This window comes from Streptomyces sp. CNQ329 (assembly GCF_000482585.1).
This window is the reverse complement of sequence record NZ_AXVU01000042.1, coordinates 22,316-40,372: the sequence shown is the minus strand read 5'-3', so window position 1 is coordinate 40,372 and position 18,057 is coordinate 22,316. Positions and strand designations below refer to the sequence as shown.

Sequence of the window (18,057 nt, the reverse complement as noted above, 5' to 3'; positions counted from 1 at the left end):
GTCCGCTCCCCGGGCGGGCATCGCCAGCAGCCCAGTTGGACACCCCGTGCACCGTCGGACACTCACCGCGACGGCGGCGGCTCCGGCTGCGCCGGCAGATAGGGCAGCCGCGACTCCAGCCCCACGTCCGAGGGCAGCAGCGAGCCCACCCAGGCGTCACGCCGTGTGCCGTGGTTGACGAACCAGGAGCGCAGCGTGCCCTCCATCGTGAACCCCGCGCGCACCGCCACCGCCCGCGACGCCTCGTTGCCCACCTCGGCGAACCACTCCACCCGGTCGATGCCCACGTCCGTGAACGCCCACCGCACCACGGCGGCCACCGCCTCCGCCGTGTACCCGCGCCGCCGCTGCTCCGGCGCGGTCCAGTACCCCAGCTCCGCGACGCGCTCCGCGTGCCGCGACGGTGTGAAGCCGACGAGTCCCATCGAGCCCACCAGCGCTCCGCCGTCGCGCGCGAAGACACCGAAGTTGTACATCGTGTCCTCGCGCCAGCCCGCGGGGCTGACCTTCAGGATGAAGTCCTCGGCGTGCGCGCGTCCGTACGGCGACGGCACGCGCGTCCAGCGCTGCACGTCGGGGTCCTGGCAGGCGGTCAGGACGGCGTCGACGTCGCCGGCTTCCATGGGCCGCAGCAGCAGCCGGTCGGTGTCCAGTGTGACGGGATCCATCCCCGGATTCTCCGTCCGCGCTCCCCGCCCCGCCACGGCTTTTCCGCCCCTCCACCTCCGTTGACGCACCCCTGTCGCGGCGGCCCGCCGGGCCCCTGGCGGCACTTTCCGGGGGGTTCGCGCGTTGACACGTACGGTGACGGCACCTAACGTCCCTGGGCTGGACCTCCCGGGGCGCCCGCGTCCTCGCATACGATGGCCGGTGCGGCCGTGGGCTCCGCGAGGCCCGAGAGGAGCCCCAGAGGACAGGGGCCGCACCAGCGCACCCGACCGTGCCAGGCCCGACCGGCAAGGAGCCAGCCCAAAGTGTCCGTCTTCGGAAAGATCATGCGCGCAGGCGAAGGAAAGATCCTGCGCAAGCTCAACCGCATCGCGGACCAGGTCAACTCCATCGAAGAGGACTTCACCGACCTCTCCGATGCGGAGCTGCGCGCACTGACCGAGGAATACAGGCAGCGGTACGAGGACGGCGAGTCCCTCGACGACCTCCTGCCCGAGGCGTTCGCCACCGTACGCGAGGCGGCCAGCCGGATCCTGGGCGAGCGGCACTACGACGTCCAGATCATGGGCGGTGCGGCGCTGCACGAGGGCTACGTGGCCGAGATGAAGACCGGCGAGGGCAAGACGCTGGTCGGCACCCTGCCCGCGTACCTCAACGCGATCTCCGGCAAGGGCGTGCACATCGTCACGGTCAACGACTACCTCGCCCAGCGCGACTCCGAGTGGATGGGCCGTGTCCACCGCTTCCTCGGCCTGTCGGTCGGCTGCATCCTCGCCAACATGCCGCCGGCGCAGCGCCGCGAGCAGTACAAGTGCGACATCACCTACGGGACGAACAACGAGTTCGGCTTCGACTACCTGCGCGACAACATGGCGTGGTCGAAGGACGAGCTGGTCCAGCGCGGCCACAACTTCGCGATCGTCGACGAGGTCGACTCCATCCTCATCGACGAGGCCCGTACGCCGCTGATCATCTCCGGCCCCGCCGACCAGGCCACCAAGTGGTACGCCGACTTCGCCAAGCTCGTCACCCGGCTGTCCAAGGGCGAGCCGGGCGACCCGCGCCTGGGCAAGCAGGAGACCGGCGACTACGACGTGGACGAGAAGAAGCGGACCGTCGCCATCCATGAGGCGGGCGTCGCCAAGGTGGAGAACTACCTGGGCATCGACAACCTCTACGAGTCGGTGAACACCCCGCTGGTCGGCTATCTGAACAACGCCATCAAGGCCAAGGAGCTGTTCAAGAAGGACAAGGACTACGTCGTCATGAACGGCGAAGTCATGATCGTCGACGAGCACACGGGCCGTATCCTCGCCGGCCGCCGCTACAACGAGGGCATGCACCAGGCGATCGAGGCCAAAGAGGGCGTCGACATCAAGGACGAGAACCAGACGCTCGCCACGATCACCCTGCAGAACTTCTTCCGCCTCTACAAGCGCCAGGACCGCGACGGCAAGGAACAGCCCGGCCTCGCCGGCATGACCGGTACGGCCATGACCGAGGCCGCCGAGTTCCAGCAGATCTACAAGCTCGGCGTGGTGCCCATCCCCACCAACCGGCCGCTGGCGCGGAAGGACCAGTCCGACCTGATCTACCGCACGGAGGAGGCGAAGTTCTCCGCCGTCGTCGACGACATCTCGGAGAAGTTCGAGAAGGGCCAGCCGGTGCTGGTCGGTACGACGTCGGTGGAGAAGTCGGAGTACCTCTCGCAGCAGCTCAGCAAGCGCGGCGTGCCGCACGAGGTGCTCAACGCCAAGCAGCACGACCGCGAGGCCGTGATCGTCGCGCAGGCCGGCCGCCGCGGCGCGATCACCGTCGCCACCAACATGGCCGGCCGCGGCACCGACATCAAGCTGGGTGGCAACCCCGAGGACCTCGCCGAGGCCGACCTGCGCCAGCAGGGCCTGGACCCGGTCGAGCACGCCGAGCAGTGGGCGGCGGCGCTGCCGGCCGCGCTGGAGAAGGCGGAGGCGGCGGTCAAGGCCGAGTACGAGGAGGTCAAGGACCTCGGCGGGCTGTACGTGCTGGGCACCGAGCGGCACGAGTCGCGGCGTATCGACAACCAGTTGCGCGGCCGTTCCGGCCGTCAGGGCGACCCCGGCGAGTCCCGCTTCTACCTCTCCCTGGGCGACGACCTGATGCGGCTGTTCAAGGCGCAGCTCGTGGAGCGCGTCATGTCGATGGCCAACGTGCCCGACGACGTGCCGATCGAGAACAAGATGGTCACCCGCGCCATCGCCTCCGCCCAGTCGCAGGTCGAGCAGCAGAACTTCGAGACGCGCAAGAACGTCCTGAAGTACGACGAGGTGATGAACCGCCAGCGCGAGGTCATCTACGGCGAGCGCAAGCGGGTGCTGGAGGGCGAGGACCTGCACGAGCAGGTGCGCCACTTCATGGACGACACCATCGACGCCTACATCCAGGCCGAGACCGTCGAGGGCTTCGCCGAGGAGTGGGACCTCGACCGGCTCTGGCGGGCCTTCAAGCAGCTCTATCCCATCTCCGTGACGGTGGAGGAGCTGGAGGAGGCCGCGGGTGACCGGGCGGGCATCACCCCCGAGTTCATCGAGGACATGGTCAAGGAGGACGTCCACGCCCAGTACAACAAGCGCGAGGAGCAGCTCGGCCCGGAGATCATGCGGGAGCTGGAGCGCCGGGTCGTGCTGTCGGTGCTGGACCGCAAGTGGCGTGAGCACCTCTACGAGATGGACTACCTCCAGGAGGGCATCCAACTGCGCGCGATGGCGCAGAAGGACCCGCTGGTGGAGTTCCAGCGCGAGGGCTTCGACATGTTCAACGCCATGATGGACGGCATCAAGGAGGAGTCCGTCGGCTACCTGTTCAACCTGGAGGTCCAGGTCGAGCAGCAGGTCGAGGAGGTCCCGGTGCAGGATGCGGCGCCCGCCGACGCCGCACCGCAGGACGCGGTTCCCGCTCCGGCGATCCTCGCCAAGGGCCTCGACCAGCCGCAGCGCCCCGACCGGCTGCACTTCTCCGCGCCCACCGCGGAGGGCGGTGTCGCGGAGGGCGAGCTGGCGACCGACGGCGCCCCGGCGGCCCCCGCGGGCGCAGGCTCGGGCGACGGCCGCACCCGGGCGGAGCGCCGCCGGGCCCAGAAGGGCGGCTCGAAGGGCAAGCGGCGCAAGAAGTGACGGCGTAGCACGTCGCCCTACGGCGGGGCCGGTCCGGTGGGACCGGCCCCGTCGTCGTCTGCGGCGGCCATGCGGCGTGCCCCCGGCAGGCGGGCAACGGCCGCCCCCCGGCCGCCGTACGGTACGGGTCCGCGGCGCCCGTGCCGTGCCGGCGGGGGCGCCGCGGACTCATGCCGGGCCGTGCCGCGGGCTCGGGTCCATCTCGACCGCGGCGCAGCGCCAGCGGCGGTCCGGGCCGAGTTCCAGGCGGAAGGCCAGCGCCCGCAGCCGGTCGCCCACGGCGACGCGGGCGAACGCCTCGATGGCATCGGGCGCGGGGCGGCAGTAGCCGCAAGCGCGCAGCTCCGGGCGGCGTCCGTGGCGCAGGGGCGGGTCGTCGGCGAAGGCGGCGAGCTGGTCGTACGCGATGCCCACCGTGTGGCCGAGCAGCCAGTGCATCGGCCGCCGACCGCTCAGCACGAGCACCAGCCGCTCGGCGAACCACTCGTGCGGGCGCGGATCCCCGGGCGGGCGGTACGCGGGCGGGGGCCCGGGGCGCCGGGTGTCGCGCCGGTTCGGCGGGGCGGTGCGGCCGCGGGGCCGCCGGCCCGGGCGGGCCGCGGGAAGCCGGGGTACGGAGTGCGGGTCCCGGTGCGCGGGGTCCGGCCCGTCTTCCGGGCCGCCGGCGGATTCCTGCCCGGGGTCTCGCGGCGGCGCGCACGCCGGGTCGACCGCCTGTCCGTCCGGCCGGTCCCGGGCCGGTTCGCGCGCTGTCCGGTGAGCCGGGCCGTCCGCGGCGTCGCGGGCCGGCCCGTGCCGGGTGCCGGTGCCGTCACCGGACGGCTTCTGCGGCCCCGCTGTGCGGTCGGGCCGGCCGGCGGCCGGCCGGGCGTGTGTGGTCGTCACGCTGTCACCCCCGTGATGCGTGTGGTTCGTGATGCCCGAAGGTCTACCGGCGCACCGCGCCGCCCGCAACGCCCGCCGTCCTCTTCCGGGCCCCGCCGAAGGATTCACCTATCCAGGTGACCGCCCCCGTCGGCGCCCGCCTCCGGGGCCTTCTCGCGCCTGGCGCGCGCCTCGTTCACGGTGTCTTCGTCCCCGGCGCGGGCAACCCATCCGGACGGGCGACCGCCGCCGTATAGTTCGCCCATGCGCGTGTACGTCCCCCTGACCCTGCCCGGCCTGGCGCGGGCGCACGAAGCCGGTGAGCTGGGCCCGGCGCCGATGGTGGCCTATGCCGTGACGCCGGCGCTGCGCGAGTGGTACGTCTCGGACAACCTGGAGGAGCTGGAGTACGCGGCGCTCACCCGCGCCGCCCAGGCGTCGCTGCGGCTGCTGGCGATCGCCCCCGCCCCCGGTGCCCCGCCGCGCCGGGTCGTGGTCGCGGCGGAGTTGCCCGAGGGCGCCGCGGCGGCTGACCCCGATCGGGGGATGGACCCCGCCGCCATCGGTGAGGTGCGGATCGCCGCGGCCGTGCCGCTGAAGCTGGCGGCGGCGGTGCACATGGACGCGGACGAGGCGGAGGCGGACGTCGCGGCGGCCGTGGCCGCGCTGGGTGCTGCGGACGCGGGGGACGACGACGCGCGGTTCACGGTCGACGGCGCGGAGGACCACGAACTGCTCTGGTACGGGGTGCAGGAGATCGACAACCTCATCGGCTGACGAGAAAATCCCGGGCGGGTTGTCAGACCGGCCGGTTACCGTTCTGGTGTGCGCACACACCTCGTCTGGGACTGGAACGGCACGCTCTTTCACGACATCCACGCGGTGATAGAGGCGACGAACGCCTCCTTCACCGAGCTGGGCCTGCCGCCGATCACGCTGGAGCGCTATCGCGAGCTGTACTGCGTCCCGGTGCCGCGGTTCTACGAGCGGCTGATGGGCCGGCTGCCCACGCCCGAGGAGTGGGAGGTCATGGACGAGGCGTTCCACCGGCACTACTGGGTGCGTGCCGAGGGCGCCGCGCTCGCCGAGGGCGCGGCGGAGCTGCTGGCGCAGCGGCGGGCCGCGGGGCAGACGCAGTCCCTCTGTTCCCTCGCGCCGCACGAGCAACTGCTGCCGATGGTGCGCTCGCGCGGCATCGAGAGCCACTTCGTCCGGATCGACGGCCGCACCGGCCCGTCCGACGGCGGCAAGGCGACGCACATGGTGCGCCACCTCGGCGCGCTCCAGGGCATAGACCCGTCCCGGACGGTCGTCATCGGCGATGCGGTGGACGACGCCACGGCCGCGCGGCACGCGGGTGTACGGGCCGTGCTCTATACCGGCGGTTCGCACAGCCGGGCGAGCCTGGAGGCCGCGGGCGTCCCGGTGGTGGACAGCCTGGCCGAGGCGGTCGCCGCGGCGGACGAACTGGCCGCGTAGCGGACCCGGGAGGCACTCCGGCACCGGGCCGCCCTCCCCGGCCCGTACGCCCCGGCGGGTGACGTTCGCCACTCTGCCGCACACCGTTCTCGAACGGGTCATGCGGAGGGCTTTAGTCCAGGTGAAGGACGCCGGGCAGGCTGGAGATGCTGTGCAGAACGTCAAAGAACAGGGCCTGTGTTTGTACACATTCGGCCGTGGACGGCGCCTGGCCCCGAGGGGATAGCCTGGTGGGCGTGATCAGCCCGATATCTCATGGGGGCGACGGAGATGGGGCCCGCGGGGCCCCCACCGCGCTCCTCCCGGCGTCGGTCGGCGCCGGGGACCCCGACCGGGGGACGGCTGATCGGCGAAACCGGTGCCGCCGCCCGATGATGGCTGGAAGCGGACCGGTGCGTTTCCCGTTCCGGCACGATGCCGCGCATGGCCCGGAGGCATCCGGGCCGCGGTGCCGTGCCCGCTCGTCAGCAGGGCCGGGGTGCGCTCCCGGCCCACAAGAACCGTCACGCAACGGCGCGCGACAGGAGCCTGAGGACCATGCAGACCAAGCTGGCTGAAGCCAAGAACGAGCTGCTCGCGCGGGCGGCGCGGGTGGACGGGACGGGCGAGGGGGGATTGCCTGCCGAGACTCTCGACGCGTACCTCCAGCGCTATTACCTGCATACTGCGGCCGAGGACCTGCTCGGCCGTGACCCGGTCGACGTCTTCGGCGCCGCGCTCTCCCACTACCGCCTGGCTCAGAACCGTCCGCAGGGCACCGCCAACGTGCGGGTGCACACGCCGACGGTCGAGGAGAACGGCTGGACGTCCAGTCACAGTGTCGTCGAGGTAGTGACTGATGATATGCCCTTTTTGGTGGATTCTGTCACCAACGAGCTGACGCGTCAGGGCCGCGGCATTCATCTGGTGATCCACCCGCAGATCGTCGTCCGCCGGGACGTCACCGGCCGCCTGCTGGAGGTGCTGGACGCCGGCCGTGACCCGAACGCCTCGCCGCCCTACGCGCGCGGTCTCGAAGACCTGCCGCACGACGCCGTCATCGAGTCCTGGATCCACGTCGAGATCGACCGGGAGTCCGACCGCCAGGACCTCAAGCAGATCACCGCCGATCTGCTGCGGGTGCTGTCCGACGCCCGCGAGGCCGTCGAGGACTGGCAGAAGATGCGCGACTCCGCCCTGCGCATCGCCGACGACCTCGACGAGGAGCCGCTGCCGGACGACATCCCCGCGCAGGAGGTCGAGGAGGCCCGGGAGCTGCTGCGCTGGCTCGCCGCCGACCACTTCACCTTCCTGGGCTACCGCGAGTACCGCCTGACGGTCAACAGCGACGGCGAGGAGCTGACCGCCGTCCCCGGCACCGGCCTCGGCATCCTGCGCGCCGACCCCTCGCACGCCGCGTACGGCAAGGGCGAAGGCAGACCGCAGCCCGCCTCCGAGTCCTTCCACCGGCTGCCCCCCGACGTCCGCGCCAAGGCCCGCGAGCACCGGATGCTGGTGCTCACCAAGGCCAACAGCCGCGCCACCGTGCACCGTCCGGCCTACCTCGACTACATCGGCGTGAAGAAGTTCGACGCCGACGGCAACGTCATCGGCGAGCGGCGCTTCCTCGGCCTGTTCTCCTCCGCCGCGTACACCGAGTCCGTACGCCGCGTGCCCGTCGTCCGCCGCAAGGTCGCCGAAGTCCTCAGCCGCGCCGGCTTCACGCCCAACAGCCACGACGGCCGCGACCTGCTGCAGATCCTGGAGACCTACCCGCGCGACGAGCTGTTCCAGATCCCCGTATCGGAGCTGCAGTCCATCGTCATCAGCGTGCTGTACCTCCAGGAGCGCCGCAGGCTGCGGCTGTTCCTCCGGCAGGAGGAGTACGGGCGCTACTATTCGGCGCTCGTCTACCTGCCGCGCGACCGCTACACCACCAGCGTCCGGCTGCGGCTCGTCGAGATCCTCAAGGAGGAGCTGGGCGGCACCTCCGTCGACTTCACCGCCTGGAACACCGAGTCGGTCCTGTCCCGGCTGCACTTCGTCGTCCGCGTCGACCCCGGCACCGGGCTGCGCGAGCTGACCGAGACCGACGTCCACCGGATCGAAAACCGCCTCGCCGAGGCGTCCCGCTCCTGGAACGACGGCTTCACCGAGGCGCTGATCGCCGAGTTCGGCGAGGAGCGCGCCGCCGAGCTGGCCCACCGCTACGCCGGCGCCTTCCCGGAGGGCTACAAGGAGGACTTCGCGCCCCGCACCGCCGTCTCCGACCTGCAGCACTTCGAGAAGCTCAGCGCGCGGGGCGGCACGGAGGACTTCGCCCTCAGCCTGTACGAGCCGGTGGGCGCCGCGCCCAACGAGCGCCGGCTGAAGGTGTACGGGACCGGCGCGACGCCCTTCTCGCTCACCCGGGTGCTGCCCGTGCTGCACAACCTCGGCGTCGAGGTCACCGAGGAGCGGCCGTACCTGCTCCGCTGCAACGGCGTCGGCACGGACTCCTGGGTCTCCGACTTCGGGCTGCGGTTCCCGCCGTCGCAGAACGGCGGCGGCCTGGAGGTCGGCGAGGACGCGCGCGAGCGCTTCCAGGAGACGTTCGCCGCGGTGTGGAACGGCGAGGCGGAGGACGACGGACTCAACGCCCTCGTGCCCGTCGCCGGGCTGACGTGGCGGCAGGCGATGGTGCTGCGCGCGTACGCCCGCTATCTGCGCCAGGCCGGCTCGAAGTTCACCCCGGCGTACATGGAGGACACCCTCCGCACCAACGTGCACACCACCCGGCTGCTGGTCAGCCTCTTCGAGGCGCGTCTGGCGCCCGAGAGGCAGCACGCCGGGCGGGAGCTGACCGACGGCATCCTGGAGGAGCTGAACGGCGCGCTGGACCAGGTGGCCTCCCTCGACGAGGACCGCATCCTGCGCTCGTTCCTCACCGCCATCCAGGCCACCCTGCGCACCAACTACTTCCAGACCGACAACGGCGGAAAGCGGCACTCGTACCTGTCCTTCAAGCTCGACCCGCAGGCCATCCCCGGACTGCCCGAGCCGCGCCCCGAGTACGAGATCTGGGTGTACTCGCCGCGGGTCGAGGGCGTGCACCTGCGCTTCGGCAAGGTCGCGCGCGGCGGGCTGCGCTGGTCCGACCGGCGCGAGGACTTCCGCACCGAGATCCTGGGCCTGGTCAAGGCGCAGGAGGTGAAGAACACCGTCATCGTCCCCGCCGGCGCCAAGGGCGGCTTCGTCGGCAAGCGGCTGCCGGACCCGTCGGCGGACCGCGACGCCTGGCTGGCCGAGGGCATCGCCTGCTACAAGACGTTCATCTACGGCATGCTCGACATCACCGACAACCTGGTCGGCGGCGAGGTCGTGCACCCGAAGAACGTGGTCCGGCACGACGAGGACGACACGTACCTGGTCGTCGCCGCCGACAAGGGCACCGCGACCTTCTCCGACATCGCCAACGAGGTCGCCGTCTCGTACGACTTCTGGCTGGGCGACGCCTTCGCCTCCGGCGGCTCCGCCGGATACGACCACAAGGGCATGGGCATCACCGCCCGCGGCGCCTGGGAGTCGGTCAAGCGGCACTTCCGCGAACTGGGCGTCGACTGCCAGACGGAGGACTTCACCACCGTCGGCATCGGCGACATGTCGGGTGACGTCTTCGGCAACGGGATGCTGCTCAGCGAGCACACCAGGCTGATCGCCGCCTTCGACCACCGGCACATCATCGTCGACCCCGACCCGGACCCGGCCGTCTCCTACGCCGAGCGCCGCCGGCTCTTCGAGCTGCCGCGTTCCTCCTGGGAGGACTACGACACCGCCAAACTCTCCGAGGGCGGCGGGGTGTTCTCCCGCAGGGCGAAGGCGATCCCGGTGAACGCCAAGATGCGCCGGGCGCTCGGCATCCGCGACGGCGCCGCGAAGATGACGCCCGCCGAGCTGATGAAGGCGATCCTCCAGGCGCCCGTCGACCTGCTGTGGAACGGCGGCATCGGTACGTATGTGAAGTCCTCGGCGGAGACGCAGGCCGACGCCGGCGACCGGGCGAACGACGCCATCCGGGTGGACGGCGCCGCCGTACGGGCGCGGATCGTCGGCGAGGGCGGCAACCTGGGGCTGACGCAGCTCGGCCGGATCGAGTTCGCGCGCGCCGGCGGTCCCGACGGCAGGGGCGGCAAAATCAACACCGACGCGATCGACAACAGCGCCGGCGTGGACACGTCCGACCACGAAGTGAATATCAAGATCCTGCTCAACCAGCTCATCGGCGACGGCGACATGACCGTCAAGCAGCGCAACCTGCTGCTGGGCGAGATGACCGACGAGGTCGCCGCGCTGGTGCTGCGCAACAACTACGCGCAGAACACCGCCCTGGCCAACGCCGTCGCGCAGGCCCCCAGCCTGCTCCAGGCCCACCACCGGTACATGCGCAAGCTGAGCAAGGAAGGCGCGCTCGACCGGGATCTGGAGTTCCTGCCCGGCGAGAAGCAGGTGCGCGAGCGCCTCACCGGGGGACAGGGCCTCACCCAGCCCGAGCTGGCGGTACTGCTGGGCTACACGAAGATCACCGCCGCCGAGGACCTGGTCACCACCACCCTGCCCGACGATCCGTACCTGGAGCGGCTGCTGTTCGCGTACTTCCCGCGGCCGCTGCGCGAGCGCTTCCCGGAGCAGATCCGCGCACACGCGCTGCGCCGCGAGATCGTCACCACGGTGCTGGTCAACGACACGGTCAACACCGGCGGTACGACGTTCGTGCACCGGCTGAAGGAGGAGACCGGCGCGTCGACCGAGGAGATCGTACGGGCGCACACCGTGGCCCGCGCGATCTTCCACCTCGGCGACTTCTGGGACGAGGTCGAAACCCTCGACAACGTCATCGCCGCCGACGTCCAGACCCGCATCCGGCTGCACTCCCGCCGGCTGGTCGAGCGCGCCACCCGCTGGCTGCTCAACAACCGGCCGCAGCCGCTGCAACTGGGCGAGACCATCGACTTCTTCAGCGAGCGCATCGGGCAGGTCTGGGCGGCGCTGCCGAAGCTCCTGCGCGGCACGGACCTGGAGTGGTACGAGCGCAACCAGAACGAGCTGACCGACAACGGCGTCCCGGCCGAGCTGGCGCAGCGGGTCGCCACGTTCTCCGCGGCGTTCCCGGCGATGGACATCGTCGCCGTCGCCGACCGCACCGGCCACAAGCCGCTGGACGTCGCGGAGGTGTACTACGACCTCGGCGACCGGCTGCACATCAGCAAGCTGATGGACCGCATCGTGGAGCTGCCGCGGGCCGACAGGTGGCAGTCCATGGCCCGCGCGGCGATCCGTGAGGACCTGTACGCGGCGCACGCCCTGCTCACCGCGGAGGTGCTGTCGGCGGAGCCGGAGGCGGAGGGCGAGGCGATCACGCCGGAGCTGCGGTTCAAGACGTGGGAGGAGAAGAACGCGGCGATCCTGGGCCGGGCGCGCAGCACGCTGGAGGAGATCCAGGGATCGGAGTCCTTCGACCTGGCGAACCTCTCGGTGGCGATGCGGACGATGCGCACGCTGCTGCGGACGAACCGGTAGGGGCCCGTCGGAGCGGCGGGCGCGCGGTGGCGGCAAGGCGTGCGGGCAGCCGGTGAAGCGCGCCGGCGACGTGGCCGACGCGGGGCGTTACGCGAAGTCCGGGACGGGTGAATGACGTAGTTTGTCCCGCATGGGGCAGACAGCCACGGACCAGCGACGGCCGCGCGTCGGCCCCGGTACGGCGGCCGTCGTCGCCGCGTACCGCCGTGCGCTCCCCCGTGCCGTCCGCCGCCACCTCGCCGTCCTGGCCGCCCCGCACCATGCCGACCGGCTCCGTGCCGCCCTCAAGGCCCACCGGGAGCAGGTCGCCACCGACGTCCCCGGCCGGGTCGTCGTCACCGTCGACGGCCGGCCGCGCATCGCCCACCTGCAGCGCGCGCTCTCCCCGGTGCAGGCCCGCCGCGTCGGCGTGCTCGCGGTCACCCGGGCGCTGCGGACGGCCGGGGTCCCGTACTTCGCGGTGCGGGGCCGGGCGTGCGGGCCCGCGATCGTCGCCGTGCCGGCGGCCCAACGCCGCCGGGCGTGCCGGGCGCTGGCCCGGCTCTGCCGGGTGCAGCCGGCATACGTGACGGTGGTGGCGGGCGCGGGCGCGGGCGCGGGGTCAGGGAAGGGCGCGGCGGCGCGCGGCATCGGGCGCAGGGCCGGGCTCGCGCAGGAGCGTGCGGCGGCCGGTTCGTACCCGCGGCTCGTGCCCGGTTACGAGCCGGGCGTCTGGCAGCAGTGGGAGAAGGCCGACGTGCTGCGCCTCACGTGGTTGCGCACCGAGCCGGGCCGGCGGCTGGTCATCGGTGACGCATCCGGCTGCGAGGTCGAGTTCTGGCACGCGGACCCCGCCGGCGACCGGCTCCTCGCGCCGCGCCCCGGCCGCGTCACCGACAGCGTCCCGGCCGGCGCCACCACCGTGAAGATGACCGACCGCGGCTCCTGGGGCTGCGGCCGGCTCACGCTGCGCACCCGCGAGGAGTTCGTGCATCCGCTGCCCGACGACGTCACGTACGCGATCGACGCCGTCTACACCTGGACCGACCCCGAACTCCGTTACGCGCTGCGCTCTCTCGCCACGTACGCGCCCTGGATCCGCCGCGTCCACCTGCTCACCGACGACGGCGCCCCGCCGTGGCTGGACACCGCGCACCCGGGGCTGGCCGTGGTCGGGCACCGCGAGGTCTTCGCCGACCCCACCGCGCTGCCGACGTCCAACCCGCGCGCCGTCGAAAGCCAACTGCACCACATCGACGGCCTCGCCGAGCACTTCCTGTACTTCGGCGACCGCCTCTTCCTCGGCTCCGAGACCGTCCCGGAGAACTTCTTCCTCGCCAACGGCCTCACCCGGTTCTTCGTCTCACCCGCGAAGGTGCCGCTGCGGCACGCCCCGCACCCGCTGCGGCGCAGCGTGCTGTGCGAGATCGAGCGCGAGTTCGGGGACCGGCACGTCGCCACCGCGGCCCACCGCGACCCTCTCCGCGACGACCTGGCGATCCCGTCGTCCCTGTACCACCACTACGCCGCCCACACCGGCCGCGCCGCCGCCGCGACCCTGCGCTCCGCGGACGTCGACCTGGCGGCGGCCCGCGCGGACGTCGCGCTGCGCGGGCTGCTCGCGGCACGGGACCGGACGGTGATCCGGGTCGGGGGCACGGGGGAGCCGGGGCTGCTGGGGGCGTTCCTGGAGGCGTACTTCCCGGTGCCGAGCGCGTACGAGGTGCCGTGGTGAGGGCGGAGGCGCGGGAGAGGTGAGCGCGGTGGCGGGCGGCTGCCGCCGCGCGCCGAGGTGGACGGGCCGGACGGAGGCGGCCCTTCACGCCCGGGTGGTGGGTCCGGCGGCCTCCGGACGCGGAGCTGCCGCACCGGCTGGGCACCCATACGTGTGCGGGGACGGGACGGTTCGCGGCGGAGGGCGTCACGCGGAGGTGGGAGGCGCTGTGCGCGGACGTGGTTGCGGCGCGGGAGGGGAGGAGTGCCGCGGTGCCGTGAGGGTGCCGCGGAACCGGTACGCCGCGGGGTGCCGGGTGGACGTCCGGGGACACGCGGGCGCCGCCGGCGGGCAGGGGCCGGACAGCGCCGCGGTCAGCGGCAAGTACCGGTGCAGGGCGGCGCACAGCAGTGCGACGGGCGCGAGCGCCAGCAGACCGCGGAGCAGTGCGGGACCCGGCTCCGTCGCCGTCGAACCGGCCAGCGCCGCCAGGGCCCCGGCCGCCGCCCCGATGGCGCCGTGCGCCGCGTGCGCCCCCAGCGCCTCCCGCACCCGGACCAGTCCGCGCCGCCTCCACCGCACCAGTTGCAGCGCGTGCCCCGCTGCGGGTCCCGCGGCGGCGGCGCAGGCCAGCAGCGGCAGGGTGGCGCCGGAGCCGCGCCACCGGACGACGAGCGCGAGGGCGGCGGCGGTGACCAGAAGCACGACCAGGTGCGTACCGAGGAGTTCGCGGCGACGGCCGCGGGCGAGGTCGAAGGAGCAGCCGGCGGAGTAGACGAGTTGCAGCGCCCCCGCGGCACAGAGCCACGGCACGAGGGCCGCCGCGGAGTCCCAGCCGGGGCCGAGGAGCAGCGCGAGCGCGGCGGGCCCCGCACCGGCGGCGGCGCCGAACCCGGCGAAGGCGGCGGCGGAGGCGGCGGTGACGGCGAGGCGGGCGGCGGCATCGCCGGCGTGCCGGGCGGAGCCGGGGGCGTGGCCGTGCCGTGCGGGACACTCCGGCGCCGGGCGGCCCGGTTCCCCGCCGCGGTCGCCGCCCTGTTCCTCCCCGTCCTGTCCCTCCCCGTCCCGTTCACGGCCGCCGTGGCCCTGCCCGGCGTCCAGGCGCAGGTCGTGACCCTGTCCCCCGTACGCGGCCCAGCCCTCGGCGGTCGCGCGGTTCAGCACCCTGCCGTACACCGAGACCGGCACTTCGCACAGCACCGCGGCGCGCGAGAAGACCCCGGCCGCGCCCGGACCCAGCAGGCTGCAGACCGCCCACAGCGGCGCGCCCGTGACGACCAGCCGCAGCGCTCCGGCCCCGGCCGCGAAGGGCGAGCGCCGGATCAGCGCCGAGGCCCGCACCGCGGGGCCGTCCGGCAGCGGCGTACGGAACAGGACGAGCGCCGCGGCCACGAGCGTCAGCGCGGCGGAGACCGGCAGCATGGCGGCCAGACCGAGGGGGTTGACACCCGCGGCGAGCAGCAGGATGCCGGTCGCGGCGCCGGCCGCCTGGCCGCCGGCGTCCGTCAGGAAGGCGGCGGCGGTACGGCCCGAGCGGCGGAGGGCGACGACGGCGACCTCGGCGGCGGGGTGGCAGAGGAAGGCGCAGGCGAGGAGGCGCAGGAGAGGGGTGGTGTCGGGGGTGTGCAGGACCAGGGCGGGCAGCGGGGCGGCGAGTTGCGCGACGGTGAAGCCGGCGAGCCCGGTGACCCCGGCCAGCCGGAGCCCGGCGCGGGTGGTGGGCCGGGTCGGCGGCCCGGGGCGGCGCGGGAGGGTGGCGATGCCGGTGCCGGCGAGGTGCGCGACGAGGTGGACGGCGGTGAGGACCACGGCGTACACGCCGAGGGCGCCGGGGGTGACGTGGCGGGCGGCGTAGGCGACGCAGCAGAGCTGGAGCAGCAGCCCGGCCGCGGCACCCGCCACGCGCCAGCCGCCGTCCGCCCCCCCCCGCTCCCGCGCGCCGCGTTCTCGCAGCCGCCCCCGCTCCCGGCGCCCGTGTTCCCGCTCCCGGCGCCCGCGTCACCGGTCGCGACGGACTCGCGCCCGCTCGCCGGGGTCCCGCTTCCGTCCCCGCTCACCGTCCCACCGCCTGGCGCCCCGTCCCCGGCACCCGCCCCGCGGCCCTCGCGGCACACCGGGCGACCCCGTACGCGGGGACGAGGGCGCTGAACCGGGGCACGGGCACATCCCTGGGCGGGCGGCGGCGGAAGGACGGTCCGCTGGTCGCCATGTCCTTGTTTCTGCTTTCCGCCACGGTAGCGGCGGCGCCACGCACTCCCCGCTACGACGGTACGGCCGCCCGGGTGAATCCCCGGACGGCCGTATTGCGTGCGTGTGTACGTCCCTACTTCACGGCGCCCGCCATCACGCCCGAGACGAACTGCCGCTGGAAGGCGAAGAAGACGACCAGCGGGATGATCATCGAGATGAACGCGCCGGACGCGATCAGCTCGATGTTGCTGTCGAACTGCCGCGTCTGCTGCTGCACCGCCACCGTCAGCGGCGGCTTGCCCGGGTCGGCGAAGACCAGTGCCACCAGCATGTCGTTCCACACCCACAGGAACTGGAAGATGCTCAGCGCCGCGATCGCCGGCCCTCCCAGCGGCATGACGACGCGGAAGAACAGCCGCAGCTCGCTCGCCCCGTCGATGCGCGCCGCCTCCAGCAGCTCCCGCGGGATCTCCGCGAAGAAGTTCCGCAGGAGGAAGATGGCGAACGGCAACCCGAACGCGGTATGGAAGAGCACCACGCCCGTGATCGTGTGGAACAGGTTCAGATCCTTGTACAGCGACGCGATCGGGATCAGCGCCACCTGCACCGGCACCACCAGCAGGCCCACCACCGCAAGGAACACCCAGTCGCGGCCGGGGAAGTCCATCCACGCGAAGGCGTAGCCCGCCAGCGCGCCGATGACCACCACCAGCAGGGTGGACGGCACGGTGATCCAGATCGTCGTCGGCAGCGCGCCCATCACGTCGTCGTTGCCGAAGAGCTTGTCGTACGTCTCCGTGGTGAGCTGCCCCGGGTCGCCGAAGACCTTCCACCATCCGGTGGTGGCGATGTCCGCCGGATCACGGAACGACGACAGCAGCAGGCCCACCGTCGGGGTCAGCCACAGGAACGCCACGATCACCAGGAACGCCCGGACCGCGCCGCCGCCCAGGTACCGGCCGATGCGGGAGGCGACCGACTCCTTCGCCGGCGCCTCGCTCTTCGCCTCCCGCGGTTCCGGCTTCGGTGCGGTCTCCGCCGCTGCTGCGGTGGTCATCGGCCGGACTCCTTTCGCAGGCGGCGGATATTGAAGATCATCACGGGGATGACGAGGAGCAGCAGCACGACGGAGATCGCGCTGCCCACGCCCAGGTCGGGCCGGGTGCCGGCGAACGCCTGCTGGAACAGCTCGACGGCCAGTACGTTGCCGTCCTCCAGCCGGGCGCTGGGCACGATGATGTAGACGAGGTCGAAGATCTTCAGCACGTTGATCATCAACGTGACGAGTACGACCCCGAGCACGGGCGCCAGCACCGGCACCGTGATGCGCCGGAACACCTGCCACTCGTTCGCGCCGTCGACGCGCGCCGCCTCCATCAGCTCCCGCGGCACCGACGCCAGTCCGGCCGCGATCAGCACCATCGCGAAGCCGGCCCACATCCACACGTACGCCGCGATCACCGCCGGCGTCACCAGCGAGGGACCGAGCCAGTCGACGCCGCCGTACGCCTCCGCGAAGTTCGAGGCGGGCAGCCGCAACTGCGCACCGTCGGCCGCGGCCGGCAGCGTGAACGTACCGTCGGACGCGGTCGTGGCCGAGGCGACGACCTTGCCGTCCTTGACGGCCTCGACCTTGATGTCCTTCAGCGCCTTCTCACCGCTGTCGACGACGTCGGGCTCGCCGCCGCCGGGCTTGAAGTCCAGCCACACCGTGCCGCTCACTCCGTCGCCGGCGGCCTGCGGCTTCGCCGCCGGCTGCTCGTCCGCCGCGTCCTGCGGCTTCACCGCGACCAGCGGCAGCAGCGCCGTCTGCCCGGCGCTGACGGTGGCGTCGCTGGTGAAGGGCCCCTTGTCCGGACCCTTCAGATCGCTGTTCGGGCGCGGGCGGGCGCCCGGCCAGGGCGCGGGGTCGCTGAACGTGTCGTGGATCGTCGTCCACGCCGCGTTCGCGGCGCCGCGCTCCGGCTCGTTCTGGTAGACGAGGCTGAAGATGACGCCCGCCGCCAGCATCGAGATCGCCATCGGCATGAAGACGACCATCTTGAACGCCGTACCCCACCGCACCTTCTCGGTGAGGACGGCGAAGATCAGGCCCAGCGCCGTGCAGATCGCGGGCGCGACGAGGACCCAGATCAGGTTGTTGCGCAGTGCCGTGCGGATCCGGTCGTCGCTGAACAGCTCGGTGTAGTTGTCCAGTCCGATGAACTTGTCGCCGGAGATGTCGAAGAGGCTGCGGTAGACCGAATACCCGATCGGATACAGCACCAGGGCGCCGAGCAGGACCACGGCCGGCAGCAGGAACGCCACCGTGATCCAGCTCTTGGTCCGTACGACGGACCTGGGCGGCTTGCTCTGCTTCTGCTGCGGTGACGAGTTCTCTTTCGACGAGCTGTCCGGCGGGGCGAGGGGGGAGGGCGCGGCGGACTCCGCCGCGCCCCCCGCCGACGAGGTCGACATCAGGTCTCCCTGCTCCGT

The 18,057-nt window shown here is 72.6% G+C and carries 10 protein-coding genes; 5 read left to right on the top strand and 5 right to left on the bottom strand.

The features are described 5' to 3' along the window. Positions 1-62 precede the first annotated feature (62 nt). The gene (locus I003_RS0124030) at positions 63-668 is read right to left on the bottom strand and encodes a GNAT family N-acetyltransferase (protein WP_027773847.1); all 606 of its coding nucleotides are present in this window, start codon (positions 666-668) and stop codon (positions 63-65) included. 306 nt (positions 669-974) lie between these two features. On the opposite strand from I003_RS0124030, the gene secA reads away from it, so the two are divergent. After that, positions 975-3,821: a preprotein translocase subunit SecA gene (secA, locus tag I003_RS0124025; RefSeq protein ID WP_027773846.1), complete on the top strand. Its 2,847-nt coding sequence runs from the start codon at positions 975-977 to the stop codon at positions 3,819-3,821. 168 nt (positions 3,822-3,989) lie between these two features. Here secA and I003_RS0124020 read toward each other — a convergent pair whose 3' ends face one another. Next, on the bottom strand, positions 3,990-4,706 hold the full coding sequence (locus tag I003_RS0124020) for an Rv3235 family protein (protein ID WP_027773845.1): 717 nt from the start codon (positions 4,704-4,706) through the stop codon (positions 3,990-3,992). 243 nt (positions 4,707-4,949) lie between these two features. Between I003_RS0124020 and I003_RS0124015 the strand changes: the two genes are divergently transcribed. The 4 genes from I003_RS0124015 (at position 4,950) to I003_RS0124000 (ending at position 13,413) form a co-directional block, all read left to right on the top strand. Then, complete coding sequence (locus tag I003_RS0124015) at positions 4,950-5,462, top strand: DUF6912 family protein (protein ID WP_027773844.1); 513 nt, start codon at positions 4,950-4,952, stop codon at positions 5,460-5,462. Between the two features lie 48 nt (positions 5,463-5,510). Then, a complete protein-coding gene (locus I003_RS0124010) occupies positions 5,511-6,164 on the top strand; it encodes an HAD family hydrolase (protein ID WP_027773843.1) in 654 nt (217 codons plus the stop codon). A gap of 537 nt (positions 6,165-6,701) precedes the next feature. Next, entirely contained in the window at positions 6,702-11,699 is a 4,998-nt protein-coding gene (locus I003_RS0124005) for an NAD-glutamate dehydrogenase (protein WP_027773842.1), read from the top strand. Positions 11,700-11,829: 130 nt separating this feature from the next. Further along, on the top strand, positions 11,830-13,413 hold the full coding sequence (locus I003_RS0124000) for a stealth conserved region 3 domain-containing protein (protein WP_027773841.1): 1,584 nt from the start codon (positions 11,830-11,832) through the stop codon (positions 13,411-13,413). Positions 13,414-13,599: 186 nt separating this feature from the next. Here I003_RS0124000 and I003_RS33035 read toward each other — a convergent pair whose 3' ends face one another. From I003_RS33035 to I003_RS0123985, 3 genes are all read right to left on the bottom strand, one after another. Beyond that, positions 13,600-15,294, bottom strand: a complete 1,695-nt coding sequence (locus I003_RS33035; protein WP_486584356.1) for a lipopolysaccharide biosynthesis protein — start codon at positions 15,292-15,294, stop codon at positions 13,600-13,602. A gap of 421 nt (positions 15,295-15,715) precedes the next feature. Then, entirely contained in the window at positions 15,716-16,639 is a 924-nt protein-coding gene (locus I003_RS0123990) for a carbohydrate ABC transporter permease (protein ID WP_027773840.1), read from the bottom strand. Continuing rightward, positions 16,636-18,039 (bottom strand): carbohydrate ABC transporter permease, encoded by a 1,404-nt coding sequence (locus I003_RS0123985; RefSeq protein ID WP_027773839.1) that lies wholly within the window; start codon positions 18,037-18,039, stop codon positions 16,636-16,638. Before I003_RS0123985 ends, I003_RS0123990 begins: the two co-directional genes overlap by 4 nt. Positions 18,040-18,057: the final 18 nt, after the last annotated feature.